This is a genomic window from Micromonospora violae, from assembly GCF_004217135.1.
GTDB classification, from domain to species: Bacteria; Actinomycetota; Actinomycetes; order Mycobacteriales; family Micromonosporaceae; genus Micromonospora; species Micromonospora violae.
In genome coordinates this window covers 6,671,551-6,696,558 of record NZ_SHKK01000001.1, presented here as the reverse complement: position 1 = coordinate 6,696,558, position 25,008 = coordinate 6,671,551, and the positions used below count along the sequence as shown (strand labels likewise).

The following is a 25,008-nucleotide window of genomic DNA, read 5'->3' as shown; positions in this document are numbered from 1 at the left end:
GGCGTCCAGGATTTGCCGGTTTGCCACCCGACAGGACTTCCTAAGTGCACTGTCGGCCACAGACTGTCCGTTGAGGACTATCGATGGATTGCGACATCCGGGCACCCGCCGGCGGCGTCACGCGCGCCGCCGGCGGTCCTCGCCGGTCAGCCCATGTGGGGGTACGTGTGGTCGGTCGGCGGCACGAAGGTCTCCTTGATCGTCCGCGGGGAGATCCAGCGGACCAGGTTGAGCCAGGAGCCCGCCTTGTCGTTGGTGCCGCTGGCGCGGGCGCCACCGAAGGGCTGCTGCCCGACCACCGCGCCGGTCGGCTTGTCGTTGATGTAGAAGTTGCCAGCCGCGTACCGCATCCGCTCGCCGACCGACTCGACGACCCGGCGATCGGTGGCGAACACCGAGCCGGTCAGCGCGTACGGGGCGATCGACTCGGCCTGTGCGACCACCTCGTCGAAACGGGCGTCGTCGAACACGTGCACGCCCAGGATCGGCCCGAAGTACTCGGTGGTGAAGGTCTCGTGGGCGGCGTCGCCGCACTCGAAGAGCGTCGGTCGCACGAAGTAGCCGACCGAGTCGTCGGCGGTGCCACCGGCCAGCACCCGGCAGCTGTCGTCGCCGGCGATCAGCTCCAGCGCCGCAGTGTGCCGGGCGAACGCCTTGTCGTCGATCACGGCGCCACCGAAGTTGCTGAAGTCGGCCACGTCACCGTAGGTCAGCGACTCGACGGTCGCGGCCAGGCGGTCCCGCAGGCCACCCTCCCAGATCGAGCGCGGCACGTACGCCCGGGAGGCCGCCGAGCACTTCTGACCCTGGTACTCGTACGCGCCGCGGATCAGCGCGGTGTGCAGGGCGTCCACGTCGGCGCTGGTGTGCGCGACGACGAAGTCCTTGCCGCCGGTCTCGCCGACCAGACGCGGGTAGCCCCGGTAACGGGCGATGTTGTCGCCCACGGTCCGCCACAACTGCTGGAAGACCTTCGTCGAACCGGTGAAGTGGATGCCGGCCAGATCCGGGTCGGCGAGCACGACATCGGAGACCTCCTCGCCCCGGCCGGTGACCATGTTGATCACACCGGGCGGCAGGCCGGCGGCCTCGAACAGCCGCATGGTGAAGTGCGCGGCGAACTGCTGGGTCGGGCCCGGCTTCCAGACCACCGTGTTGCCCAGCAGAGCGGGCGCCGACGGCAGGTTACCGGCGATGGCGGTGAAGTTGAACGGGGTGACCGCGTAGACGAAGCCCTCCAGCGGGCGGTGGTCGAAGCGGTTCCAGACGCCGGGCGAGGACGCCGGCTGCTCCTCGAGCAGACGACGCGCGAAGTGCACGTTGAACCGCAGGAAGTCGATGAACTCGCACGCCGCGTCGATCTCCGCCTGGATCGCGGTCTTCGACTGGCCGAGCATGGTGGCGGCGTTGAGGGTGTCGCGCCAGGGCCCGGCGAGCAGCTCGGCGGCGCGCAGGAAGATCGCGGCACGCTCCTCGAAGGGCAGCGCCCGCCACATCGGCGCGGCGTCCTTCGCCGCCTTGGTCGCGGCACGCGCGTCGTCGTGGGTGGCGTGCGCGGTCACCCCCAGCACGTGGGCGTGCTTGTGCGGCTGCACCACGTTGATCGGGTCGCCACCGGCCATCCGCTGCTCACCGCCGATGGTCATCGGCAGGTCGATGCGCTCGGCGGCGAGCTCGGTCAGCCGCCGCTGGAGCCGGTCCCGGTCGGGGCTGCCCGGCTCGTAGTTGCGAACCGGCTCGTTGCGCGGCTCGGGAACGGAGAACACGGCATCCATCAAGGCTCCTGGCGATCTCGACAGCGGTGGCGAAACCGGACCCGCGGGCACCGACCGGACGGCCGGACACCGGACGCCGCCCGGGAGACCGAGCAGCGGCGGGACCTCCCGTGATTCTCCCACGACACCCCGCACGACCCGCCTCCGCCACCGCCCTACGCCAAGGACCGCCCCACCCCTCCTCCCCTTACCGACCGGTCTCGATCCGACGATCCCCCGCAGGTCGGGCCGACACCTCGCCCCCGGTATGGCACCCCTGGGCGCCGCCATGCGGGGAAGCTGCCCGTCGAGCCCGGCTGAGCCGTGTCCCACCCGGCCGTCCCGGGGCGGCGGACGGCCCAACGGGCCCGCGTACCCTGAATGGTCGGTGACCTGCCGCCTCGAAGGGGAGACGATGACCAAGCAGCCAGGCCGCGTCCCGGCCGCCGAGTCGGACGAGCCGGCGGTCGACACGGCCAGCACCGACAGCCGACCGCTGCCCGCGCCCGGCGCGGCAGTGCTCGCACTGCTGGCGCTCGGGTGGCTGGCCGCCATGCTCTGGTCCACCCGGGAGGCGATCGCCTCGGCGGCGGCCGGCGTCACCGCGATCAGTCTCTCCGCGTTCGCCCTGCCCGGCGTGATCTCAGCCGCGCTGGTGGCCGGGGCGGCCGTCGCGCTGGCCGGCGGCAACCTGCTGGCCCGCCGTTACGGCGACTGGGCCACCCTGCGCTTCGCCGGCGCGATCGGCGGCGGAATGCTGGTCGGGCTCGCTGCCGCGGTGGCCATCAACCTCACCTACTTCGACACGTCCACCACCAACGTGATCGCCGGCACCACGGCCGCCGCCGCGATCATCGGGGGCGCGCTGGCCGCCGCGCGGACCGCACCGGCGATCGGTGCGGTGGTCACCGCCGCGCTGGGCACGCTGATCTTCGTGGTCGCGTTCAGCCGCGCCCGGGACCCGCTCTTCGACCTCTTCGGCGCCGGCGACAGCCAAGAATCGTTGATCAACGCGGCCAAGTGGGTGTCCCGTACCGAATCGCTCGTCGCCGGGCTGCTGGCCGGGCTCCTGGCCTTCGGCTACCTGACCTGGGCCCGGCGTCGAGCCGTCCGCCGCGACCCCGGAACCCCGGCGTTGCGCTGGCCGGCGTACCTGCTCGCCGGGGCCGGCCCGGGGCTCCTCCTGCTGCTCGCCGAGGTGATCATCCGGATCGGTGGCCGGTCGCTGCTCGACCTCGCCAGCGCGCTCAGCGAGGCGGACGCGGTGGCGCAGACCTCGCTGGGCACCTCGCGGGTGGACAACGGCATCTGGGTGCTCTTCGTGGGGGCGTTGACCGCGCTCATCGCGTTCGGCCGCACGCTCAGCCCCGCCCAGAGCGACGACGACGAGCCAGCCGCCGACCCCCGCCCAGCCGCCGACCAGGTCGACCCGGAGGACGACAAGCCGGGCTACGCCGAGGCGTTCGACGCGGACCCGGCCGAGGCGTTCGACGGCGGCGCAGCTGAGACCGCCAACGCCGACTCGACGAAGGCGGACCCGGCCCGCTGACGCCGAGTGGTGTCCGGCTCCGGCTGCCGGTGTCCGGCTGCCGCCAGGGCGGTGTCTCGCTGCGGCCGGTGGCCGGGGCGGGTGGCCGGCTCAGTCGGCGGTGTCAAGGTTCGGCTCAGTCGGCCGCGCGGAGCACCTGGTCCAGCTCCGTCACGTCGTACCACTCCAGCTCGTGGTCCTCGGCGCCATCGACGGTGAACTGGGCGTCGGGGTCACCAGCGGCCGCCTCGGCCACCACGTCCGCCGCCGCGCCAACCTCCTCGGCCGCGTCCGCGCCGTCCACATGGATGGCCGCGACAGCGCCCACCGGCACAGCGTCGGTCAACATCACGGTGCTGGAGCCCAGCTCACCGTCGCCGCGTCCGATCGCGCCCGACGGCAGGTCGACGGAGACGACGACGCGACGGCGGGGAGCGGTCGGGTCGGCCCGGAGCAGGTGCAGGGCGTCCTGGGCAGCCCGGGTGAACGCCACGTACTCCAACTCCTCCTCATCGCCCTCGGCGTACCACTCGCGCAGCGCCGGGGTCACGGCGTGCGCCTCACCGGCGGCGAGGCCCTCCTCCCGCAGCCGGGCCAGCATCGGTACGGTCGCCGGCACGTACACCCGGACAAGCTCGTCGGTCACCGGTTGTCTCCCCCGCATCGTCCTCCACCGGCGGCCGCCGGCACGGGCGCAGATCATGCCGCACGCCGTGACCGTCATACACCCCACCTCCGGTCGGAGGAAGTTCCCAGCCGGTGTGTCCCGCACGGTCAACCCGCCACCGGCCCGGTCCGGCGCTGGGCGGACAGGGCTGTCGGTGGCAAACTGAGCCAAACGACGTCAACCCCGGGAGTTTCTGTGGAGCCGAGGTTCCTGCTGCTCTCCGACGTGGCGACCGAGCTCAACGTGTCGGATTCGCAGGTCTACCACATGGTGCGCAGCGGCGAACTGCCGGCGATCAAGATCGGCGGGCGCGGCCAGTGGCGCGTCGAACGCGCCCGGCTGGAAGAGTACATAGCGCGCAAGTACGACGAGACCGCCGACTGGGTGCAGAGCAACCCGCTGATCGACCGCGACCCGGAGTAGAGGTCCCGCGCAGCCCGTCCTGCACGGCCCGTCCTGTCCGGCCCGTCCTGCCCGGCCCACCCTGTACGGCCCGTCCGGCCCGGCGAGGGGCGCGCACGAGCATGATCCACTCGGCTTTACGGAAGTCGGGGTATCAAGCTCGCCGGGATACCGCGTTATCAAGAAACCCGAGTGGATCACCTGCTTGTCGGGCGACGGCTGCCACGAAGCCATTGACCGAGGCAATTCTGTCGTCCAGAATCGAGCCTGCCGGAGGCAAACGAAGGTAAACGCAAGATCCTGGGGGCAATGATGAGCGGAGCGCGACCCGGTCCTTCCCGACCACCCGTGCGGCTGCGCCCCGTCCCGCCCTTTGACCCGCCGTACGTCGACGAGACCGACGAGTCGTACTGGCAGGCACCGACCGACGGTCAGCTCGCCCTCGACCTGTTCGCCTCCACCCGACCCAGCCCCGTCCGACCCAACCCCGTCCGACCGCCGGAGCGGCGAGCAGCCCTGCGCCCGGTGCCCACCCGGTCCACCGCCACCCACCCGGTCGCGTCGTTGCCGCTGGCGACCGCCCCGGAAACCACCCGAGCCGCGCACCGCTTCGTCGGCACCTGCCTGGAAGTGATCAACGGTTACCGCTCACCAACCCAGGTACGAGCGCTGCTCGACCCGGCCCGAGCGGGCGACCTGCTTTCCGAACTCGCCCGCGCATCCGGCCGGGCCGGGACATCTCGCCGCCGCAGCGGCCGGCCACAGGTCCGGTTGCTACGCCTGCGAGTCTGCGAACCCCGGGAGACCGCGGTGGAGGCGGCAGCCGTCCTCACCGGCGCGGGCGGCCGAAGCTGGGCAATGGCGTTACGCATTGAGCATCGCCGGGGCCGTTGGCTCTGCACCGCCCTACACGTGCTCTGACCACCCCGGTCGATCCCCAACCCCGCCCACACCGGCCGGCCCCGAGGCGAGCACCCGGGCCAGGCCAGGTTAGGGCGAGCACCCCCCGAACAAGGCCAGGGCACGCACCCCGACCCGAGCCAGACCAGGCAAACGCGAGCACCCGCCGGGCCGGGCCAGCCCGGCCGACGCCGAACCACCCAGAGCACGCCGAGCCAGGGGCGGCCCACGCCGGGCCACACCGGCCCGGCCACGCCGGGGCAACCACGCCGGGGCCAGGACCAAACCGGACCGGACCAAGGCCGGGCCGGACCGGCCGACGCCGAACTGAGCCAGACAACGACCGGGCAGGGCCACACCGGGCTGGATAGGGTGATCCACTCGGGTTTCAGGAAACCGGGTTGTCCGGCCGGCGGGGATGGCCCGCTTTCCTGAAAGGCGAGTGGATCATCGGGGTGGGCCGCGGGAAACGCGCCGAGGTGGGCGGTTTGTCCGCCGGGCAGGGCTGGAAGACAGCGACGGGCCCCGGCCTGGTCGGCCGGGACCCGTCGCTCAGAGGCTGTCGCTCAGTTGCCGCCGTTGGGGGCGCCGTGGCAGCGCTTGTACTTGCGGCCCGAGCCGCACGGGCACGGCGCGTTGCGGGACGGCCCGTTGCTCGCGTCCGCCTGGTTCGCTGCCGGTCGACGGGCGGCCGACGCGACAGCCGGGCCGCGCAGCCCGGTCGCCGGCCGCTGCGGGGCGGACGGCGCGCTCTGCCCCGGTGCCGCCGGGGCACCCGGAGCCGGGCGGCCCACACCGAGCGCTGGCGCCTGCTGCTCGGCCTGCTCCACCGCGATCGCGCCGGGGCTGGACTCTCCGTCGATGGTCGGCGCGGAGTATTGCAGGCCCTGCCGCTGCGGTGCCTGGTTGAGGCCCTTGGCCCGGATCTCCACCGGCTTGTCGAGCAGCGTGACCTCGTCGGCCCCCGCCTCCGGCTCCGGCTCGGTCACCTGGACGTCAATGTTGTAGAGGAAACCGACGGTCTCCTCCTTGATGCCGTCCATCATGGTGGCGAACATGTCGAAGCCCTCGCGCTGGTATTCCACCACCGGGTCGCGCTGGGCGTACGCCCGGAGGTTGATGCCCTCCTGGAGGTAGTCCATCTCGTAGAGGTGCTCACGCCACTTGCGGTCGATGACCTGGAGCAGCACCATCCGCTCGAGTTGGCGTACGCCCTCGGTGCCGAGTTGCTCCTCGCGCCGGTCGTACGCGGCGTTGGCGTCCTCCTTGAGCCGGGCGACCAGGAAGTCGGCGTCCATGCCGGCCCGGGAGCCGCCGGCCTCCTCCTCCAACTCCTCGATCGTCACGCCGACCGGGTAGAGCTGCTTGAGGCTGGACCAGAGCTGCTCAAGGTCCCAGTCTTCGCCGTAGCCTTCGGAGGTGGCCCCCCGCACGTACGCCTCGACGGTGTCGTCGATCATGTTGCGGACCTGGTCGGAGAGGTCTTCACCGTTGAGCACGCGGAGCCGCTCGGCGTAGATGACCTGGCGCTGCTTGTTGAGCACCTCGTCGTACTTGAGCACGTTCTTACGGATCTCGGCGTTCTGACCCTCGATCTGGGCCTGGGCGCTCTTGATCTGCCGGGTGACCATCTTCGACTCGATGGGCACGTCCTCCGGGATGTTGAAGCGCTCCATCACCGCCTCGACGGCGCCGGCCCGGAAGCGCCGCATCAGCTCGTCCTGCAGGGACAGGTAGAAACGGGACTCGCCCGGGTCACCCTGCCGGCCGGCGCGACCGCGCAGCTGGTTGTCGATCCGCCGGGACTCGTGCCGTTCGGTGCCCAGCACGTAGAGGCCACCGGCGGCGGCGACCTCGTCCGCTTCGGCGTCGCAGGCCTGCTTCCAGGTGGGCAGGACCTCCTCCATCGCCTTGGCGTACTCTTCCTCGTTCTCCAGCGGGTCGAGGCCGCGCTGGCGCAGCTCGTTCGCGGCGAGGAACTCGGCGTTGCCGCCGAGCAGGATGTCGGTGCCGCGGCCGGCCATGTTGGTCGCCACGGTGACCGCGCCCTTACGCCCGGCCTGGGCGACGATCTCGGCTTCCCGCGCGTGGAACTTGGCGTTCAGCACGTTGTGCGGGATGCCGCGGCGGCGCAGCAGCTGGGAGAGGATCTCGGAGTTTTCCACCGACACGGTGCCCACCAGCACCGGCTGGCCCATCTGGTGCCGCTCGGCGATGTCCTCGATGACGGCGTTGAACTTGGCCTTTTCCGTCTTGTAGATGACGTCCGGCCGGTCCTCGCGAACCATCGGGCGGTGGGTCGGGATCGTCACGACACCGACCTTGTAGACCTTGTTGAACTCGCTCGCCTCGGTCTGCGCCGTACCGGTCATCCCGGACAGCTTCTCGTAGAGGCGGAAGTAGTTCTGGAGGGTGATGGTGGCCAGGGTCTGGTTCTCCTGCTTGATCTCCACCCCCTCCTTGGCCTCGATCGCCTGGTGCATGCCCTCGTTGTAGCGGCGGCCGTGCAGGATGCGACCGGTGAACTCGTCGACGATCAGGACCTCGCCGTCGCTGACGATGTAGTCCTTGTCGCGCTTGTAGAGCTCCTTGGCCTTGATGGCGTTGTTGAGGTAGCCGACCAGCGGAGTGTTCACCGACTCGTAGAGGTTGTCGATGCCGAGCCGGTCCTCGACCTTGGCGACGCCCCGCTCGGTCACCGCGATGGTGCGCTTGGAGTGGTCGACCTCGTAGTCGCCCTCGCCGTCGGTGCCGGGCTGGAGCCGGGCCACCACGCCGGCGAACTCGCCGTACCAGCGGGCGGAGTGCTCGGCCGGGCCGGAGATGATCAGCGGGGTGCGGGCCTCGTCGATCAGGATGGAGTCGACCTCGTCGACCACCGCGAAGTTGTGCCCACGCTGCACCAGCTCGTCCTTCGACCACGCCATGTTGTCGCGCAGGTAGTCGAAGCCGAACTCGTTGTTGGTGCCGTAGGTGATGTCGCACTCGTAGGCGGCCTTGTGCTCGCTGGCCGGCCGGTTGGGCAGCACCACGCCGACGGTCAGCCCGAGGAACTGGTGCACCCGGCCCATCCACGCCGCGTCACGTTGGGCGAGGTAGTCGTTGACCGTGATCACGTGGACGCCCTTGCCGGAGAGCGCGTTGAGGTAGACGGCCATGACCGAGGTCAGCGTCTTGCCCTCACCGGTCTTCATCTCGGCGATGTTGCCGAAGTGCAGCGCCGCGCCGCCCATCACCTGGACGTCGTACGGGCGCTGGCCCAGCACGCGGGCCGCCGCCTCGCGGGCCACCGCGAACGCCTCCGGCAGCAGATCATCGAGGGTTTCGCCCTCGTCGAGCCGCTCCCGGAACTGTTCGGTCATGCCCGCCAGTTCCTCGTCGGTGAGGTTGACGTAGTCGTCCTCGATCGAGCTAACGGCGGCGGCGATGGCCTTGAGCCGGCGCACCATTCGGCCCTCGCCCGCGTTAAGGACCTTTTCCAGAATCGACACGGATCAACGCTCCCCTAGACAGTCTCGAACCATCGTAGGCGCTCCATCGGCGCGATGGTCACTGGTGGCGGTGCCCGACCCCGCCGAACCCGACATAATTCACGTCCTACACACGCCCCAGACGTTATCCGGTTACGCCGTAGGCGAACGCTACGGCAGGATGCACGAGTGGAGCCCGTGGAGATCATCGAGGACGGCGTCCTGCTGCGGCCCTGGCGAGAGGCGGATGCCGAGGCCGTACACCGTGCCTGCCAGGACCCCGACATTCAGCGCTGGACCACCGTACCGCGCCCATACCGGCCGGAACACGCGCACGGATTTGTCACCGGGATGAGCCGGAAGTCCTGGGCCGAGGGCACCGGCGCCCCGTTCGCGGTGTGCGACCCGGGCACCGGGGAGCTGCTGGGTTCCTGCGGGCTGATCTCGATCGACGAGGACGGCACCGGTGAGGTCGGCTACTGGACGGCTCCCTGGGCGCGTGGTCGGGGCGTGATGGTCCGGGCCACCCGGGCGGTGGCCCGCTGGTCCTTCGACAGCCTCGGGCTTCGTCGGCTCATCTGGCAGGCCGAGGTGGGCAATCACGCCTCCCGGCTGGTGGCCCTGCGGGCCGGTTTCCGGGTCGACGGCCGGTTGCGGCTGGCCAACCCGGCGTCGCCCGGCAGCGCGGACGGCTGGATCGGCTCGCTGTTGCCCGGCGAGGTGCCGCCCGCCGGGTCGACCGGTCCGGCCGGACCAGGCACCCTCGTCGCACGGCGGGCCGCCGTCTTCGGCCGCCCGCAGCCCGTCCTGTTCGCCACGACCGAGGTGGGCGAGCTGCGGCTGCGGCCCATGGAGGCGCAGGACCTGGACGCCGTGGTGCAGACCTGCCAGGACCCGGAGACCATCCGCTGGACGAACGTGCCGGACCCGTACACCCGCGCCGACGCGCAGGGCTACCAGTCGTACGGCCGGGACGCCTGGGCTCGGGGGGACGCCGCCTGCTTCGTGATCGCCGACCCCGACGACAGCTACGCGGGCACCATCGACCTGCGGCTCTCCCCGGCCGACCCGCTGCTGGCCGACGTGGGGTTCATGACCACGCCCGACACCCGTGGTCGCGGCTACATGACGGCCGCGCTGCTCGCGCTGAGCGCCTGGGGTTTCACCGCGCTGGGCCTGGCCCGGGTCGAGTGGAAGGCGAACGTCGGCAACGACGCCTCCCGTCGGGTGGCGGAGAAGGCCGGCTTCTCGTTCGAGGGAACCGCCCGCGGTGGGGTGCAGCACCGGGGCGAACGAGCCGACGCGTGGGTGGCCGCTCTGCTCGCCGGAGACCTGCGGTGAGCCTCCCGCAGGTGATCGAGGCTTACGGGGTGCGGCTGCGCCCGTTCCGCGCCGACGACACCGCGGACGTGGTCGACGGGTTGGCCGACCCGGTCAGCCAACGCTTCATGACAGGCCCGCCGACGCCGTACACCGAGAACGACGCCCGCTGGTGGATCGACGTCGGCGCCCCGGCGGCCTGGACCGGCGGCGGGGCCGCGTACGCCATCGCGGACCCAGCCACGGACCGACTGCTGGGCATGGTGGCTCTCAACAATCTGGCGCCCGCCCGAGGTCAGGCCGGAATCGGCTATTGGGTACGCCCTGCGGCGCGCGGACTTGGGGTCGCCACGGCGGGCACCCGCGCGCTGAGCGATCACGTCCTCGCGAACGGGACCGCCCGACTGGAGTTGCTGACCCACCCGGAGAACACGCCCAGCCAGCGGGTCGCGCTCGCCGCCGGCTTCCGCTACGAAGGGCTGCGCCGATCGGCCACTGCGGACCGGAAAGCGGAGCGCCATGACCTGCTGGCCTGGGTACGACTCGCCGGTGATCCGCCCGGCCCGGCCGCCCGGCTGCTGCCCGACCTGCCCGACGGCGTGCTCACCGACGAGGTGGTGACGCTGCGTCGGCGCGGCCCGGACGACGCGGAGATGATGTACGCGCTGCACAGCCGGCCGGAGACGGTGGCGAACCAGGCGCCGCCGGTACCCCCGACGCGGGAGTCCATCGCACGGCGCTGCCGGCTCGCCGAGAGCGCCTGGCTGACCGGTGACCTTGCCGGGCTCCTGATCATCGACGCGGCCACGGGCGAGCGGGCGGGTAGTTGCGGGCTGTCGTACACCGATGTGGCCGCCGGTGAGGCGTCGGTGGGCTACGCGCTGCTGCCCGAGTGGCGCGGCCGGGGGTACGCCACCCGTGCGCTGCGGCTGCTCGTCGACTGGGCGTTCGGGCCGGTCGGCGTGGCTCGGCTGACCGCCGGCACGGTGCCGGAGAACACCGCGTCGCACCGGGTGCTGGAACGGGTCGGGTTCCAGCGCGAGGGCCTGCAACGGGGCCGGCTGCCCGGGCTGGCCGGCGTCCGGCTGGACGACCTGACGTTCGCGCTGCTCCCCGCCGACCTCCGTTGACAGATCATGGAGTTGTGGTGGGCGTTCCCACCACAACTCCATGATCGATGCGAGGGCTACCGGTCAGGTGGCGAGGGAGATGATGCCGTAGTCGTAGGCGTGGCGTCGGTAGACGACGCTGGGACGGCCGGACTCCTTGTCCTGGAACAGGTAGAAGTCGTGGCCGACCAGTTCCATCTCGAACAGCGCGTCGTCGATCGTCATCGGCTCCGCCGGGTGCACCTTCTCCCGGGCGATGTGCCACGGCTGGTCGTCGTGCTCCTCTTCGACCCGTTCCGCGATGGCGGTGCCGGCGCGGGCGCCGTCGCCCGGCGCGCTCAGCGCGGGAGACACCAGGTCCGCGACGGGCAGGCCCGCGGTGGCCTCGGCGACGGAGATCGGGGCGTGCCGGCCCCGGTGTACGCGACGGCGGTCGGCCGCGCGGCGCAGCCGGGTGTCGAGCTTCGCGATGGCCGCGTCGAGCGCGCTGTAGAAGTCGTTTGTGCAGGCCTCGGCCCGGATCACCGGACCCCGGGAAACGCAGGTGATCTCCACCCGCTGGCAGTGGTCGGCCTGGCGCGGATTGCGCTCGTGAAACAGCTCGACATCGACACGAATGAGTTTGTGATCGTAGCGTTCGATCTTTGCGAGTTTCTCGGCTACGTGCACCCGGTAATGGTCCGGCACTTCGACGTTTCGGCCCTTGACCACGATGTCCACGTGACCTCCCTTTTTCGGACGGTCTTCGATCCGGTTAGCCCGGTCGCGCGCCCTGGGGAGACCCGCTGGCGTCGACCGGTTGGTACGGCTACGCCTCCTCTCACCGCCGGGGGCGGGTGGAACGAACCTCCTACCCCCGACAGCGAAACGCTAACTCCTGTTCGCCCGGCAGTCACCCCAAGTTGCCGAGACGGCCCAGAATTTTTCGCAGCTCATACACCAACGGGTGAAACGGAAACACAGTCGGTTACAACTGGCGTCTTTTCTCGGTCGCCGCGAGCACCGCGGCAACACCCGGCGCCCATCCCGCAGTGGTCAGCACCCGGCTCGCGGCGGCGAGGGTCACGCCGGTGGTGACGATGTCGTCGAGCAGCACCACGACCGGTGCCGCGCTCGCGCCACGGCCCCGGTTCGGCCCGGTCGAGCGGGGCTGGAAGGCCGCCTCGGCCGCCGCCGCCCGCCCGGCACTGTCCAGGGTGAGCGAGTCGGGCCGGGGCAGCGCCCGCAGCGGGCGGCGCACCCGTACCGACCAACCGCCCCGGTTGAGCCGGGCCGCGCAGTGCCGGGCCAGCCGGTCGAGGTGGTCCCCGTACCGGGACCGGGCCGCCGCCGCGGTGTCCGGGACCGGAACCAGCGCCAGCGGACGCGCCTCGCCGACGGCGGCCGCGACGACCTCGGCCAGCAGGGCGCCGAGCGGGCGGGCCAACCCGTGCCGGCCGTCTTCCTTGTACGCCAGCAGCGCCGCACGCAGCGGACCCGCGTACGGGCCGAGTGCGACGCAGGACGGCAGGCCCGGCGGGGCGGGACTGGGGCGGACCGCCCGGGGCCGCAATTCGTCCAGCGCCGCGACGCAGGCGGGGCAGACCCCGTGCCGTAGGCCGGGTCGGCGCTCCCGACAACCGGCGCAGTCGGCGGGCAGCACCAGGTCGGCGAGATCCGCCCAGAGCCCGCTCACCGGATCAGTAGAGGAAGAACGGCGCAGACGGGTTACTCGGGCGCACGCCGGCCGGCACCGGGGCGATGTCGCGTACCCGCTTGGGCTCGATCCGTTCGAACGGGCTGCTGCGGTAGGCCACACCGTTCGCCTCGTACATGTAGGCCCCGCTGGGCGCCCGCACGCTGCGGTTGGTCGGGTACGCGGCCAGGTGGTTGACCTTGGCGCCGAGGTCGGTCCTCAGCGGCGTCTCCAGGGCGCCGTCGACACTGATCTCGTAGATCGCCGGCTGGCCGACCGACCCCGCCACCACCAGCTGGTCCTCTCTGCCCCAGTCGACCGCCGTGGGGTGGGTCAGCGAGGTGACCAACTCCCGGGACGGGCCGATGGAGACCCCGCTGCCGTCGAGGTTGACCGCGGCGACGTAGAGACGGCCGCCGGCGATCAGCGCGACCCGCTGGCCGTCCAACGCGGCGGCCACCGCGGTGACCTCGGTGGAGGGCAGGTTGAGCGGCACCGGAAACATCCGGGCCTGCTCATCGAACCGGTAGAGCCGCCCGTCGGCCACCACGAGGCCGCGGCCGGGGCGGGAGTCGGCGGTACGCAGCCAGACCGGCCGGCTGATCGAGGAGTACTCGGTGCCGCTGCGGCTGAGCACGGAGACCGGGTCGGCACCCGCGCCCACGGCGAGTCGGTACCGGTTCTTGCTGCTGCCGGTGACCACCAACGCGGCGAGGATCCGCCGGTCCTTGGCCAGCCCGAGGCCGGCGGAGACGACGTTGCGGTTGACCTCGGGGGCCAACGGCACCGTGCCGCTGAGCTCGCCGTCGAAGTCGAGTGGGTGGATCGCGCCGTCGTACACGCCGAACCGCTGTGGGTTGGCGACATACGGGTAGAGCACCGCGGAGGCTCGCCGCTCGCTCAGGTCCACAACGGGTTGCGCGTTGTTGCGGATCTTCAACTCCAGCTTGCCGGGCAGATCACCCAGCGACCAGGCGATCTGCGTGATCAGCTGGTCGATCCCGTTCTGGTCGTCACCGGACATGTCCAGGTTGACCTCCCACCGACCGTTCCCGCCGGTGGCGTTGTTGATCAACTCGGTGCGGTCCGGCAGCCCGACGACTGCCGGGCGCAGCCACTCGGAGGGGCCGCCGACCAGCCACTTCAGCACCTCGTTGACCTGTCGCTCGACCGGCACCGCCTGCGGCCGGTACCGCTGGTCGGGCACCAGGCGGGTGCGGTCCGAACTCCAGAAGTAGACCGTCTCGTCCTGGTAGTACTGGCGAAGGGCGGTGTCAGTGAGCAGCAGCACGTTGGGTGGGTTGATGACGTACAGGCCGGCCCGATCATCGTTGACGCCGCCGTTGAACGACGCGCTGCGCAGACCGAACTCGTACTCCGTCTCGGTCGCCACGGGCGGAGCCAGGGTGCCGTTGGCCCGCAGCACACCGATCTGCTGCACGGCGATCTTCACGGTCGTGGTCGAGTCGCTGTTGAGGGTGTAGACCGCCAAGCGCAGCCGGATCACGTTCAACGCGACCTCGCTGCCCTTCTTCTCCTGTAGGCGGGTCTTGTCCTCCGGGGCGATGAACGCCTTGACCCGCTCGTACGCCCGATCCGGCTCACCGGCTGCGGCGGACAGGAAGTTGCGGACGAACGCCTCGTTGACGCTGCCGCTGGCCGTCCGCGTCGGTGGCTCGCTGCCCCGGCTGATCACGCCGGCCTCGGCCGCGGCACCGCCCTTTCCGTCCACCCGCACGTCGGATGCCGCCGGGATGCCGCAGCCGGCGCCGAGCAGCACCATCACGGCGAGGGTTCCGAGCAAGGGGGGCCGTCTCACGAGCGCACCTCCGTCCGCTGCCCGTCCCCGGCCGGGGCCGGGCCGATCGCCAATGCCCCGCCGGTGCCGGGACCGATGGCCAGTGGGCCATTGTCGCGGGGGCCGCCGAAGGGCAGCGCGGCGTCGGCCGGCACCAGCCGCAGCGGCGAGGTGGTCAGCCGATCGCCCGCCCGGGCCGGCAGGGTGAGCCGGAACTGCGCGCCCTGCCCGGGTGCGCCCCACGCCTCCAGCCAGCCGCCGTGCAACCGGGCGTCCTCCAGGCTGATCGACAGGCCCAGCCCGGTGCCCCCGGTCTGCCGGGCCCGGGACGGGTCCGCCCGCCAGAACCGGTTGAACACCAACTTCTCCTCGCCCGGCTTCAACCCCACACCGTGATCGCGGACGGTGATCGCCACGGCCGTCTCGTCGATGCCGAGGGTGATCAGCACCGGGCGGGCCTCACCGTGTTCGACGGCGTTGCCGACCAGGTTGCGCAGCACCCGCTCGACCCGGCGCGGGTCGACCTCGGCGATCACCGGCGTGCCCGGCAGGTCGAGTTCGATCGGTACGCCCACCCGCTCGGCCAGGCCAGCCAGCCGGTCGACCACCCGGTGCACCACCGGCACCAGGTCGGTCGGCTCCGAATCGAGCATGGCGAAACCCGCGTCGAACCGACTGATCTCCAGCAGGTCGGTGAGCAGCTCCTCGAATCGATCCAGCTCGGCCTGGAGCAGTTCGGCGCTGCGGGCCACCGCCGGGTCGAACTCGTCGCGCTCGGCGAAGATCAGGTCGGCGGCCATCCGGACCGTGGTCAGCGGGGTACGCAGCTCGTGGGAGACGTCGGAGGTGAAGCGGCGCTGCAAGCGGGACATCTCTTCCAGGCGCAGAATCTGCCGTTGCAGGTTGGTGGCCATCTGGTTGAACGACGCGGCGAGCAGGGCGAGGTCGTCCTCGCCGTTGACCACCATCCGCTGGTCGAGCAGGCCCGCGGAGAGCCGCTGGGCGGTCCGTGCGGCGACCCGGACCGGGTTGACCACCAGTCGGGTGACCAGCGCCGCGAGCAACCCGAGCAGGATCACCAGCGCGACCCCGGTGGCCACCACTGTGGCTCGGGCGTCGGCGGCGGTGACGTCCTGCCGGCCCAGCGGCACCAGATAGTAGAGCTCGATCTGGCCGAACCGGGTGGGCACCGGCGAGCCGTACACCAGGTATTTGGTGGTCTCGCCGGTGAGCCGCCCGGTGCGGATCTGGCTGGCCACCTTGCCGTCGGCGATCGCGGCCCGCAGCTCGGGGCTGATCAGCGGCTGGACGTTCACGGACGGGGAGGTGCGCGTCTGGATGTCGGTGGGATAGTCGTCGGCGGTGATCGCCACCACCACGCCGCTGGTCTGCTGGGGGTCGCCGCCGGCCAGGTAGTTGACCGTGCCGTCGATGGTCTCCTGAAGCTGCGCCTCCTGCGCCTGCCCGTAGAAGGAGACCTGCTTGGCCGCGTAGCTGGCACCGCTGGTCACCCGCTGCCGGACGTCGCTGCGCGCGCTGTCCAGCAGGATGGTGGTGATCTTGTCAGCGATCAGGAACGCGAATCCACCGACCAGCAGGCTGGACGCGACCAACGTGATGGTCACCACCCGGACCTGGAGCGAGCGGCGCCAGGTCTGGTGCGCCCGGCCCACCATCCGGGCGACCCGGCCGCTCACCGCACGCCAGAACTCCCCGCCGGCGCTGAGCCGGCGGGCAGTCGTACTCGGGGAGGGTGGGGGCGACGAGGTCGACACAGTGCGACCAGGCTATCCGGTCCCCGCCTTGTAGCCCACGCCCCGCACGGTGAGGATGATTTCCGGGCGCTCCGGGTCCGGCTCGATCTTGGCCCGCAGCCGCTGGACGTGCACGTTGACCAGCCGGGTGTCGGCCGCGTGCCGGTAGCCCCAGACCTGCTCGAGCAGCACCTCGCGGGTGAAGACCTGACGCGGCTTACGGGCGAGCGCGACCAGCAGGTCGAACTCCAGCGGAGTCAGCTTCACCTCCTCGTCGTTGCGGCTCACCGTGTGCGCGGGCACGTCGATGGTGATCTGGTTGTCGGGCGGCCCGATGGTGAGCATCTCGGGGGCCACGTCCTCACCTCGACGCAGCCGGGCCCGCATCCGGGCCACCAACTCCTTGGGCTTGAACGGCTTGACCACGTAGTCGTCGGCGCCCGACTCCAGGCCGAGCACGACGTCCACGGTGTCGCTCTTGGCAGTCAGCATGACGATGGGCACGCCGGACTCCGCCCGGATCGACCGGGCCACGTCGATACCACTCATGCCGGGAAGCATCAGGTCAAGCAGCACGATATCGGGACGACTGTCGCGAAAAGCGGCCAACGCCCGCTCGCCGTCCGCCACAAAAGAGGGCAGGAAACCCTCACTGCGCAGCACGATGCCGAGCATCTCGGCGAGCGCGGGGTCGTCGTCGACCACCAGTACGCGGGCTCTCATGGGATTAATATTGCATCCTCATTCAGTTCGGTGGGACCGGCGTCCGCCGGTAACGCGTCGCGCCGCCCCATGATCCCCCTTTGGCACCACCCGGCGCCACCACAGGTTGGGCCGATCCGGGTGTCGCCATCCGGACGACGGTCAACCGAACAGCCCACGCCCCCAGTGATCCCCGCCGTCGCGCACCCCGGGCGGGCAGGCGAACAGCCCGCTGGAGACGTGCCGCAGATACTCGTTCATCACGTCGTGCCGCGCCAGCTGGGTCTGGATCGGCACGAACTGACGCCGTGGATCACGCTGGTAGGCGATGAAGAAGAGGCCCGCGTCGAGCCGGCCGAGGCCGTCCGAGCCGTCGACGAAGTTGTAGCCCCGGCGCAGCAGTTGGGCACCGCCGTTGCGGCTCGGGTGAGCGAGCGCGACATGGGCGTGCTCGGCGATCACCGGCTTCCCGTCCGCGCCCCGGGCGGCGAAGTCGGGCTCGTCGAACTCGTCGCCGCGACCCAGTGGCGCACCGCTGCCCTTGGTCCGGCCGACGATCTCCTCCTGCTCGGCGAGGGAGGTCCGATCCCAGGTCTCCACCAGCATCCGGATCTTGCGGGTGACCAGGTACGACCCTCCGACCATCCATTCTGGTCCGTCCTCCGGCTGCACCCACAGCTGGTCACGCAGCAGGGCGGTGTCCTCGGCCTTGAGGTTGGCCGTGCCGTCCTTGAACCCGAAGAGGTTGCGCGCGGTGGCCTGGTCCCGCGAGGTCGACGAGGTGCGGCCGAAGCCGAGCTGCGACCAGCGGACGCTCACCACGCCCATCCCGAGCCGGGCCAGGTTGCGGATTGCGTGCACCGCCACCTGCGGGTCGTTGGCGCAGGCCTGGACGCAGAGGTCGCCGCCGGAGAGCTGCGGCTGCAACGCGTCGCCGGGGAACTTCGGCAGCTCGGCCAGGGCGGCGGGCCGCCGGTCGGCGAGGCCGAAACGGTCCCGCCCGTCGGTGTCGCGAAACAGCGTCGGCCCGAAGCCGATCGTGAGGGTGAGCTGTGAGGGGGGCAGGCCGAGCGCTTCGCCAGTGTCGTCCGGTGGCGCCTCCGGCACCCCGCCGACCGCGCCCAGCACCCCGGCGTCGCGCCCGGCGGTCATCCGGGCGGCGGCGGCCGTCCACTCTTCGAGCAGTTCGACAAGTCGGGCCCGGTCCTTCGTGATCACGTCGAAGGCCACGAAGTGCAGCCGGTCCTGCGCCGGGGTGACGATCCCGGCCTGGTGCTCACCGTGGAACGGCACCGCCCCGGCCGGGTGGTCGCTCGCCGCGGCCGGGCCACGGGCGCCGTTCAGCAGCGCCCCGGCGCCGGCCGCCACGCCGGCGACCCCGGCCACGCCGGCGCCGGCCAGGGTGATCGCCCGGCGCCGGGTCAACCTGCTCCCGCTCATCGACTCGACTCTCTCTGTCGTCCGGTCATTTCGCGACGGCCGCGGCGACCTTGCTGATCGGCTCGGCGAGCGCGTTGATCCCGTCCGAAAGCTCCTTGAGCTCGGCCTTGCTCAGCGCGGTGTGCAGCTTCCACCCGTCGCCGTCGCGGTGCTTGCCGAGCAGGGCCTCGACGTTGGCGAACTCGCTGTCCAGCTGGGTGACCAGCTCCGGCGAGCGCTGCTGCAACGCCGGTCGCAGGGCGGACACGGCAGCCTTGGAACCGTCGAGGTTGGCGGCGAAGTCCCACAGGTCGGTGTGCGAGTAGCGGTCCTCCTCGCCGGTGATCTTGCCGCTGGCGACCTCGTCGAGCAGTTCCTTGGCACCGTTGGCGAGCTGGAGCGGGGAGAGCTTCTCGGCGTTCGCCTTGGCCACGATCTCCTTGACGTCGACCAGCAGGCGATCGGCGATCGGGCCGTCCCTGCTGATGTCACCGGACTGCCAGAGGTCCTTCTCGATCCGGTGGAAGCCGGTGAACTCCATCCCCTCCTCGATGACCTCCTCGCGGCCGTCGATTTTGGGGTCGAGGTCGCCGAAGATCTCGGCAACCGGCTCGATCCGCTCCCAGTAGGTCCGGGCGACCGGGTAGAGCGCCTTGGACTTCGCGACATCGCCGGCCTTGACCGCGGCGACGAACTCCTCGGTCTTGGCCAGCAGCGCGGCGGTCTGGCTCTTGACGTAGCGCTGGTAGTTGTCGGTGGCGTCACCCAGCGCGGCGTCGGCGGTGAGCGGCTGTGCCGACCCGCTGACCTTGAGCGCACCCCGGATGCCCTTGCCACTCATCCCTGGCTTGCAGGCCGTCTGGTAGGTGCCGGCCGGCAGCTCCACATGCAACTCGCGGCTCAGTCCGGGGGCGATGTTCTCCACCTCGCCCATCACGCGGTCGCCGTCGGCGTACACGTAGAACTCGGTAACCTTGGCGCCCGAGTTGGTGATCTTGAAGGTGGCGGTTCCGGCACTCAGGTCGGTCGAGCCGACCTCACAGGCGGTTTCGCTGGCCTTGACCACGATCGGGCCACCGGCGGCGGCCTGGTCACCCTTGCCGGAGTCGGAGCAGGCGGCCAGACCGGCCGTCGCCAGCACGCCGGCGGCGGCCAGCGCGAAGAACTGGGTGGTACGCATCTGGGCTGTCTCTCCTCGTGGGTCAGGCGCGCTGCGGCGTGGACGCCGCCTCGGCCTCGGCGCCGGTGTCGGCCCCGCGCTCGGTGACGGTGGTGATGGTCGCGGTGGGTGCCGGCTTACGTCGGGCCGGTCGCAGGAAGAGCAGGAGCACCGGTACGGCGTACCCGACCCAGGCGATCGTCTCCAGCACGGTGGGCGCGGGAGTCACGTTGAACATGCCGGCGAGCAGGGCCGCGTACCACGTGCTCGGGTCGAGCGCGCTGGTGATGTCGAAGGCCAGGTCGTTCAGGCCGGGCAGGACGCCGGCCTCCTGGAAGTCGTGCACGCCGTACTTGAGGATGCCGGCGGCGACCAGGATCAGCAGCGCGCCGGTCCAGGTGAAGAACTTGCTGAGGTTGATTCGCAGGGCACTCGCGTAGAGCAGCACGCCGAGGACCACAGCGGTGACGATGCCGCCGATCAACGCGAGCAACGGCCCGCTGTCGCCGGCCGCGCCCTGGGCGGCCGAGTAGAAGATCAGCGCGGTCTCCAGGCCCTCGCGGATCACCGCGAGGAAGGCCATTCCGGCCACCGCGAGGGACCCGACAGCCAGCGCCTCGGTGAGCTTGCCCCGCAGTTCACCGGCGATGGTCCGAGCGGCTCGCCGCATCCAGAAAATCATCCAGGTCACGAAGACCACGGCGGCGACCGAGGTGATCGCCTCGAACAACTCTCGATCCTCGGAACGGGACAGCAGCGAGGTCGACGTGTACTCGATCAGCCAGCCGAAGAGCACCGAGAGCGCCACGGCCAGGCCGACGCCCGCCCAGACCTGCGGCAGTCGGTCCCGGCGCTGCGACTTCACCAGGAAGGCGACCAGGATGCTGACCACCAGGGTGGCTTCCAGCCCTTCCCGCAGGCCGATCAGGTAGGTGGCGAACATCCGAGCTCCGATGAGGTTAGGCACGCCTTGGCTAACTTAGGGCAGGCATACCTTCCTCCCTGCTCAGGGCCCTCGTCAAGTCGTTCACGGCAAGCTCACTACGCCGCGCCGAGGGCGAACGGTCTCCCGGCAGCCGGACTGTCTCCGATCGGCTGTGGAAGGATCCCCGCCGTGAGGGGATTCCTGCCGTGGTTGACGGTGCTGGCCGTGGTGCTGCTGCTCAGCGCACTCCGCCTGCGGGCGCTGGCCACCGTCGTGTCGATCGGCTGGCTGGTCTGGTGCGTCTGGACGTGGTTCCGGCCCACCCGGCGCGGCACCCGTTCCGGCTGACACCGCCGAGCCGGCGGCCGAGCCGCTCACCCCGCCGAACCGGCGGTAGAGACGACGAAACGGGCCGGCTGCGAGGCAGCCGGCCCGTTTCCACACTGTCGATCAGTAGCGGTAGTGATCCGGCTTGAACGGACCCTCCGTGGAGACGCCGAGGTAGGCGGCCTGCTCCTTGGTCAGCGTGCTCAGCTTGGCGCCGAGCGCACCGAGGTGCAGCCGGGCCACCTTCTCGTCCAGGTGCTTGGGCAGCACGTAGACGCCGATCGGGTACTCCTCGGTCTTGGTGAAGAGCTCGATCTGGGCGATGGTCTGGTTGGCGAACGAGTTCGACATCACGAAGCTCGGGTGCCCGGTCGCGTTGCCCAGGTTCAGCAGGCGGCCCTCGGAGAGCACGATGATGGCGTGCCCGTCGGCGAAGCGCCACAGGTCGACCTGCGGCTTGATGTTGACCCGCTCGACGTCGGAACGCTTGGCCAGCCCGGCCATGTCGATCTCGTTGTCGAAGTGACCGATGTTGCCGACGATGGCCTGGTGCTTCATCCGGGCCATGTGCTCGTTGGTGATGACGTCGAAGCAGCCGGTGGCGGTGATGAAGATGTCAGCCTGCTCGACCACGTCGTCCAGGGTGGCGACCTGGTAACCGTCCATGGCGGCCTGCAACGCGCAGATCGGGTCCACCTCGGTCACCACGACCCGGGCGCCCTGGCCGCGCAGCGACTCGGCGCAGCCCTTGCCCACGTCGCCGTAGCCCATGACGACCGCCATCTTGCCGCCGATCAGCACGTCGGTGGCGCGGTTGATGCCGTCGATGAGCGAGTGGCGGCAGCCGTACTTGTTGTCGAACTTGCTCTTGGTCACCGAGTCGTTCACGTTGATGGCCGGGAAGAGCAGGGTGCCCGCCCTGTGCATCTCGTAGAGCCGGTGCACGCCGGTGGTGGTCTCCTCGGTCACGCCCTTGATGCCGGCGGCGATCCGGGTCCAGCGCTGGCCGTCCTCGCCCAGCGAGCGGTGCAGCAGCTCGAGGATGACCGCGTACTCCTCGGAGTCGGCGGACTCGACCGGCGGGACCGCACCGGCCTTCTCGAACTCGGCACCCTTGTGTACGAGGAGGGTGGCGTCGCCGCCGTCGTCGAGGATCATGTTCGGGCCCTGCCCGTCCGGCCAGGCGAGCACCTGCTCGGTGCACCACCAGTACTCCGGCAGGGTCTCGCCCTTCCAGGCGTACACCGGGACGCCGGCGGGAGCCTCGGGGGTGCCGTTCGGGCCGACGACGATCGCCGCGGCAGCGTGGTCCTGGGTGGAGAAGATGTTGCAGGACGCCCAGCGCACCTGCGCGCCGAGCGCGACCAGCGTCTCGATCAGGACGGCGGTCTGGATGGTCATGTGCAGCGAGCCGGTGATCCGCGCGCCGGCGAGCGGCTGCGCCTCGGCGAACTCCCGACGGATCGCCATCAGGCCGGGCATCTCGTGCTCGGCGAGCTGAATCTCTTTACGCCCGAACTCGGCGAGCGAGAGATCCGCCACCTTGAAGTCGCCGTCGGCGAGCGTGCTCGGCCGGGCCTCGGACGGCGTGCCGCTGGCGGACGCCGGGAGGGTGCTGGTCATGAAAGCTCCTGTCGAACGATGTCTGCGCCGACCCTCCACCTTACGCGCGTCGGCGACGGGCATCGGGCACGGTCCACAGACAGCGCACGGGGCGGTCGGTAATGGACGGAATTACCCGCCCACGTCCCGCCCGCCCCGTGCATCCCCCCGGTTTGGTTCCCCCGCACGTTCTCGGACCGTCGTCGCGATAACGCTGCGTACTCATAGAGTCACACTCAGCCAAGCAGCCGTCAAGCTATTCCGGGAAAGTCGGACTTGTGTCGTTCGCTCGCGGGGGTCAGCGCAGCCCGGACGTCGCCACGTACGCCACACCCGCACCGTGCACGCGCAGCGGCGCTCCGGACGCCGTACCGATCGCCGCCTCGCCGGACACCAGCGTCAACGCGCCGGCACCGTCATCCACGGTGATCGCGCCACCAGCGCAGAGCACCACCCGGGGGCCGGGCAGCGACAGCGTCACCGAGGGCACCGCCGCATCGACCCGCACCCGGTGCAGCGCGAAATCATCCACCGGCACGGGCCACCAGTCCACGCCCGGACCGACCGGCTCCGGGGCCCGTACCGGATCGTCGAGCACCTCGAAGCGCAGCACCCGCAACAACTCGTCGACGTCCACCCGCTTCGGAGTCAGACCGCCGCGCAACACGTTGTCACTGGCCGCCATGATCTCCACCCCGCAGCCGCTCAGGTAGGCGTGCAGGTTGCCGGCGGGCATCCAGATCCCCTCCCCCGGCACCAGTCGCACGTGGTGCAGCAGCAACGCCACCAGCGCACCCGGATCCCCCGGGTACGCCGTGGCCAGCCGGCGGGTCAGCTCCGCGTCCGGGCCGTCGACCGGCGCGGCCAGCACGGCAGTCAGCAGCTCGTGACGCTTCGCGACCGGCCAGCCGAGCAGCGTCCGCACCGCCGTCCGCAGCCCCGCCGGCCCGGCCCGCAACGCGGCGACCACCGGCGTCAACGCCGGTACGCCGAACGCGGCGAGCGCCTCGGCCGACTCCGCCGGGTCCCGGAAACCGCACAGCGCCTCGAACGGGGTGAGCGCGACCAGCAACTCCGGCTTGTGGTGCGGGTCGGAATAGTTGCGCTGCTCCTCGGCACGCCCCACCTCCGCCGCGTAGCCGGCCTGCGCCTGCGCGGCGTCCGGGTGCGCCTGCAGGCTCAGCGGGGCGTCGGCCGCGAGCACCTTGAGCAGGAACGGCAACCGACTACCGAACCGCTCGGACACCCGCTGGCCGAGCCACTGCCCTGGCTCGTCCCGCACCAGGTCACAGAGGCTCACCCGCAGACCGGCGCGCTCCACGTGGGCCGGGGCGCCCGGATGGGCCCCCAACCACAGCTCCGCTTCCGGGCCGGCACTGGGCACCGAGCGCCCCTGGAGGAGGGCGATGGCCGACCGGGAGCCCCAGGCGTAGTCCCGGATCGGCCCGTACAGTGGCTCCACCCGTCAGCCCCCGGGCCGACCGGCTGCCTCGCCCGACGCGTCCTGCGGCTGCGGCACGGCGGTGTCGGCGGCGGCGCCGGTGCCGGCCTCTGCGGCGGCGACACTGTAGACGTCCGGCTCAAGATAGATCACCCGGGCGATCGGCACCGCGGCGCGGATCCGCGCCTCCACGGCGTTGATGCCGCGCGCCAGGTCGTGGGCGCTCTCCCACTCCGGAACGGCGATCTTGGCGGCCACCATCAGCTCTTCCGGGCCCAGGTAGAGCGTCTTCATGTGGATAATCCGCTCCACCTCGGGGCCGTCGGTGACGGCCCGCTCGATGGCCGCCACGTCGGATGCCTCAGCGCCCTCACCGAGCAGCAGACTCTTCGTCTCGATGGCCAGGACGACGGCGATGACGACCAGCAGGATGCCGATCATCGCGGTGCCGGCGGCGTCCCACTCGCCCTTGCCGGTGATCAGCGTCATGGTGACGCCGAACAGCGCGAACACCAGACCGACCAGCGCGCCGAAGTCCTCCAGCAGCACCACCGGCAGCTCCGGCGCCTTGGCCCGCCGGATGAAACGCACCCAGGACTGCTTGCCCCGGATGTGGTTGGACTCCTTGATGGCGGTCCGGAAGGAGATCGACTCCATGATGATCGCCGCTACCAGCACCGCCACCGGCAACCACTGCCACTCGGTGATCCCGTGCGGATCGTGCCACTTGTGGTACGCCTCGTAGAGCGCGAACAGGCCACCGATGCTGAACAGCACGATGGACACGATGAACGCGTAGATGTAACGCTCCCGGCCGTACCCGAAGGGGTGTTCCGGGGTGGCCGCGCGCTTCGCCCGCTTACCGCCGAGCAGCAGGAGCCCCTGGTTGCCGGAGTCGGCCACCGAGTGGACCGCCTCGGCCAGCATCGACGACGAGCCGGAGAGCAGGAACGCAATGAACTTGGTGACGGCGATGCCGATGTTGGCCAGCAGGGCGGCGACAATCGCCTTCGTCCCACCGTTGGCGCTCATGCCACCGCTCCGCTTCGCCGCGCG

Annotated in this window: 20 protein-coding genes; 6 read left to right on the top strand and 14 right to left on the bottom strand. The window is 70.9% G+C overall.

Features of this window, described 5'->3' with window-relative positions:
• Positions 1–146: 146 nt before the first annotated feature.
• Positions 147–1,775: an L-glutamate gamma-semialdehyde dehydrogenase gene (pruA, locus tag EV382_RS30380; RefSeq protein ID WP_130407540.1), complete on the bottom strand. Its 1,629-nt coding sequence runs from the start codon at positions 1,773–1,775 to the stop codon at positions 147–149.
• 394 nt (positions 1,776–2,169) lie between these two features.
• On the opposite strand from pruA, the gene EV382_RS30375 reads away from it, so the two are divergent.
• Positions 2,170–3,303: a hypothetical protein gene (locus EV382_RS30375; protein ID WP_244236862.1), complete on the top strand. Its 1,134-nt coding sequence runs from the start codon at positions 2,170–2,172 to the stop codon at positions 3,301–3,303.
• Positions 3,304–3,418: 115 nt separating this feature from the next.
• On the opposite strand, the gene EV382_RS30370 is transcribed toward EV382_RS30375, so the two are convergent.
• Positions 3,419–3,928, bottom strand: a complete 510-nt coding sequence (locus EV382_RS30370) for a DUF6912 family protein (RefSeq protein WP_130407538.1) — start codon at positions 3,926–3,928, stop codon at positions 3,419–3,421.
• A gap of 216 nt (positions 3,929–4,144) precedes the next feature.
• On the opposite strand from EV382_RS30370, the gene EV382_RS30365 reads away from it, so the two are divergent.
• Positions 4,145–4,372 (top strand): helix-turn-helix domain-containing protein, encoded by a 228-nt coding sequence (locus EV382_RS30365; protein WP_130407536.1) that lies wholly within the window; start codon positions 4,145–4,147, stop codon positions 4,370–4,372.
• A 288-nt stretch (positions 4,373–4,660) separates the two neighbouring features.
• Positions 4,661–5,272 carry an Rv3235 family protein gene (locus tag EV382_RS30360; protein WP_130407534.1) on the top strand — a complete coding sequence of 204 codons (612 nt, stop codon included), beginning with the start codon at positions 4,661–4,663 and terminating at the stop codon, positions 5,270–5,272.
• Positions 5,273–5,817: 545 nt separating this feature from the next.
• On the opposite strand, the gene secA is transcribed toward EV382_RS30360, so the two are convergent.
• Positions 5,818–8,742 (bottom strand): preprotein translocase subunit SecA, encoded by a 2,925-nt coding sequence (gene secA, locus EV382_RS30355; protein WP_130407532.1) that lies wholly within the window; start codon positions 8,740–8,742, stop codon positions 5,818–5,820.
• A gap of 168 nt (positions 8,743–8,910) precedes the next feature.
• Between secA and EV382_RS30350 the strand changes: the two genes are divergently transcribed.
• Together EV382_RS30350 and EV382_RS30345 are read left to right on the top strand one after the other, a co-directional pair.
• Positions 8,911–10,062: a GNAT family N-acetyltransferase gene (locus tag EV382_RS30350; RefSeq protein WP_130407530.1), complete on the top strand. Its 1,152-nt coding sequence runs from the start codon at positions 8,911–8,913 to the stop codon at positions 10,060–10,062.
• An 11-nt stretch (positions 10,063–10,073) separates the two neighbouring features.
• The gene (locus tag EV382_RS30345) at positions 10,074–11,171 is read left to right on the top strand and encodes a GNAT family N-acetyltransferase (protein ID WP_244236861.1); all 1,098 of its coding nucleotides are present in this window, start codon (positions 10,074–10,076) and stop codon (positions 11,169–11,171) included.
• A 63-nt stretch (positions 11,172–11,234) separates the two neighbouring features.
• Here EV382_RS30345 and hpf read toward each other — a convergent pair whose 3' ends face one another.
• The 8 genes from hpf to efeU all read right to left on the bottom strand — a co-directional run bounded on the left by hpf (position 11,235) and on the right by efeU (position 20,600).
• Positions 11,235–11,870 carry a ribosome hibernation-promoting factor, HPF/YfiA family gene (gene hpf / locus EV382_RS30340; protein ID WP_130407526.1) on the bottom strand — a complete coding sequence of 212 codons (636 nt, stop codon included), beginning with the start codon at positions 11,868–11,870 and terminating at the stop codon, positions 11,235–11,237.
• Positions 11,871–12,117: 247 nt separating this feature from the next.
• Positions 12,118–12,825: a ComF family protein gene (locus EV382_RS30335; RefSeq protein WP_130407524.1), complete on the bottom strand. Its 708-nt coding sequence runs from the start codon at positions 12,823–12,825 to the stop codon at positions 12,118–12,120.
• Positions 12,826–12,829: 4 nt separating this feature from the next.
• Positions 12,830–14,608, bottom strand: coding sequence for an LpqB family beta-propeller domain-containing protein (locus EV382_RS30330; RefSeq protein WP_130409342.1), 1,779 nt, complete (start codon positions 14,606–14,608; stop codon positions 12,830–12,832).
• Between the two features lie 32 nt (positions 14,609–14,640).
• Entirely contained in the window at positions 14,641–16,299 is a 1,659-nt protein-coding gene (gene mtrB, locus EV382_RS30325; protein WP_244237015.1) for an MtrAB system histidine kinase MtrB, read from the bottom strand.
• 111 nt (positions 16,300–16,410) lie between these two features.
• A complete protein-coding gene (mtrA, locus tag EV382_RS30320; protein ID WP_030331519.1) occupies positions 16,411–17,100 on the bottom strand; it encodes an MtrAB system response regulator MtrA in 690 nt (229 codons plus the stop codon).
• A 141-nt stretch (positions 17,101–17,241) separates the two neighbouring features.
• Positions 17,242–18,519 carry an iron uptake transporter deferrochelatase/peroxidase subunit gene (gene efeB, locus EV382_RS30315; RefSeq protein WP_130407520.1) on the bottom strand — a complete coding sequence of 426 codons (1,278 nt, stop codon included), beginning with the start codon at positions 18,517–18,519 and terminating at the stop codon, positions 17,242–17,244.
• Between the two features lie 25 nt (positions 18,520–18,544).
• The gene (gene efeO / locus EV382_RS30310) at positions 18,545–19,678 is read right to left on the bottom strand and encodes an iron uptake system protein EfeO (protein ID WP_130407518.1); all 1,134 of its coding nucleotides are present in this window, start codon (positions 19,676–19,678) and stop codon (positions 18,545–18,547) included.
• 22 nt (positions 19,679–19,700) lie between these two features.
• Positions 19,701–20,600, bottom strand: coding sequence for an iron uptake transporter permease EfeU (efeU, locus tag EV382_RS30305; protein ID WP_130407516.1), 900 nt, complete (start codon positions 20,598–20,600; stop codon positions 19,701–19,703).
• A gap of 171 nt (positions 20,601–20,771) precedes the next feature.
• On the opposite strand from efeU, the gene EV382_RS32975 reads away from it, so the two are divergent.
• The gene (locus EV382_RS32975) at positions 20,772–20,930 is read left to right on the top strand and encodes a hypothetical protein (RefSeq protein ID WP_165435886.1); all 159 of its coding nucleotides are present in this window, start codon (positions 20,772–20,774) and stop codon (positions 20,928–20,930) included.
• 102 nt (positions 20,931–21,032) lie between these two features.
• On the opposite strand, the gene ahcY is transcribed toward EV382_RS32975, so the two are convergent.
• From ahcY to EV382_RS30290, 3 genes are all read right to left on the bottom strand, one after another.
• Complete coding sequence (gene ahcY, locus EV382_RS30300; RefSeq protein ID WP_130407514.1) at positions 21,033–22,532, bottom strand: adenosylhomocysteinase; 1,500 nt, start codon at positions 22,530–22,532, stop codon at positions 21,033–21,035.
• Positions 22,533–22,809: 277 nt separating this feature from the next.
• Entirely contained in the window at positions 22,810–23,973 is a 1,164-nt protein-coding gene (manA, locus tag EV382_RS30295) for a mannose-6-phosphate isomerase, class I (protein ID WP_130407512.1), read from the bottom strand.
• Positions 23,974–23,976: 3 nt separating this feature from the next.
• Positions 23,977–24,984: a cation diffusion facilitator family transporter gene (locus EV382_RS30290; protein WP_130407510.1), complete on the bottom strand. Its 1,008-nt coding sequence runs from the start codon at positions 24,982–24,984 to the stop codon at positions 23,977–23,979.
• Positions 24,985–25,008: the final 24 nt, after the last annotated feature.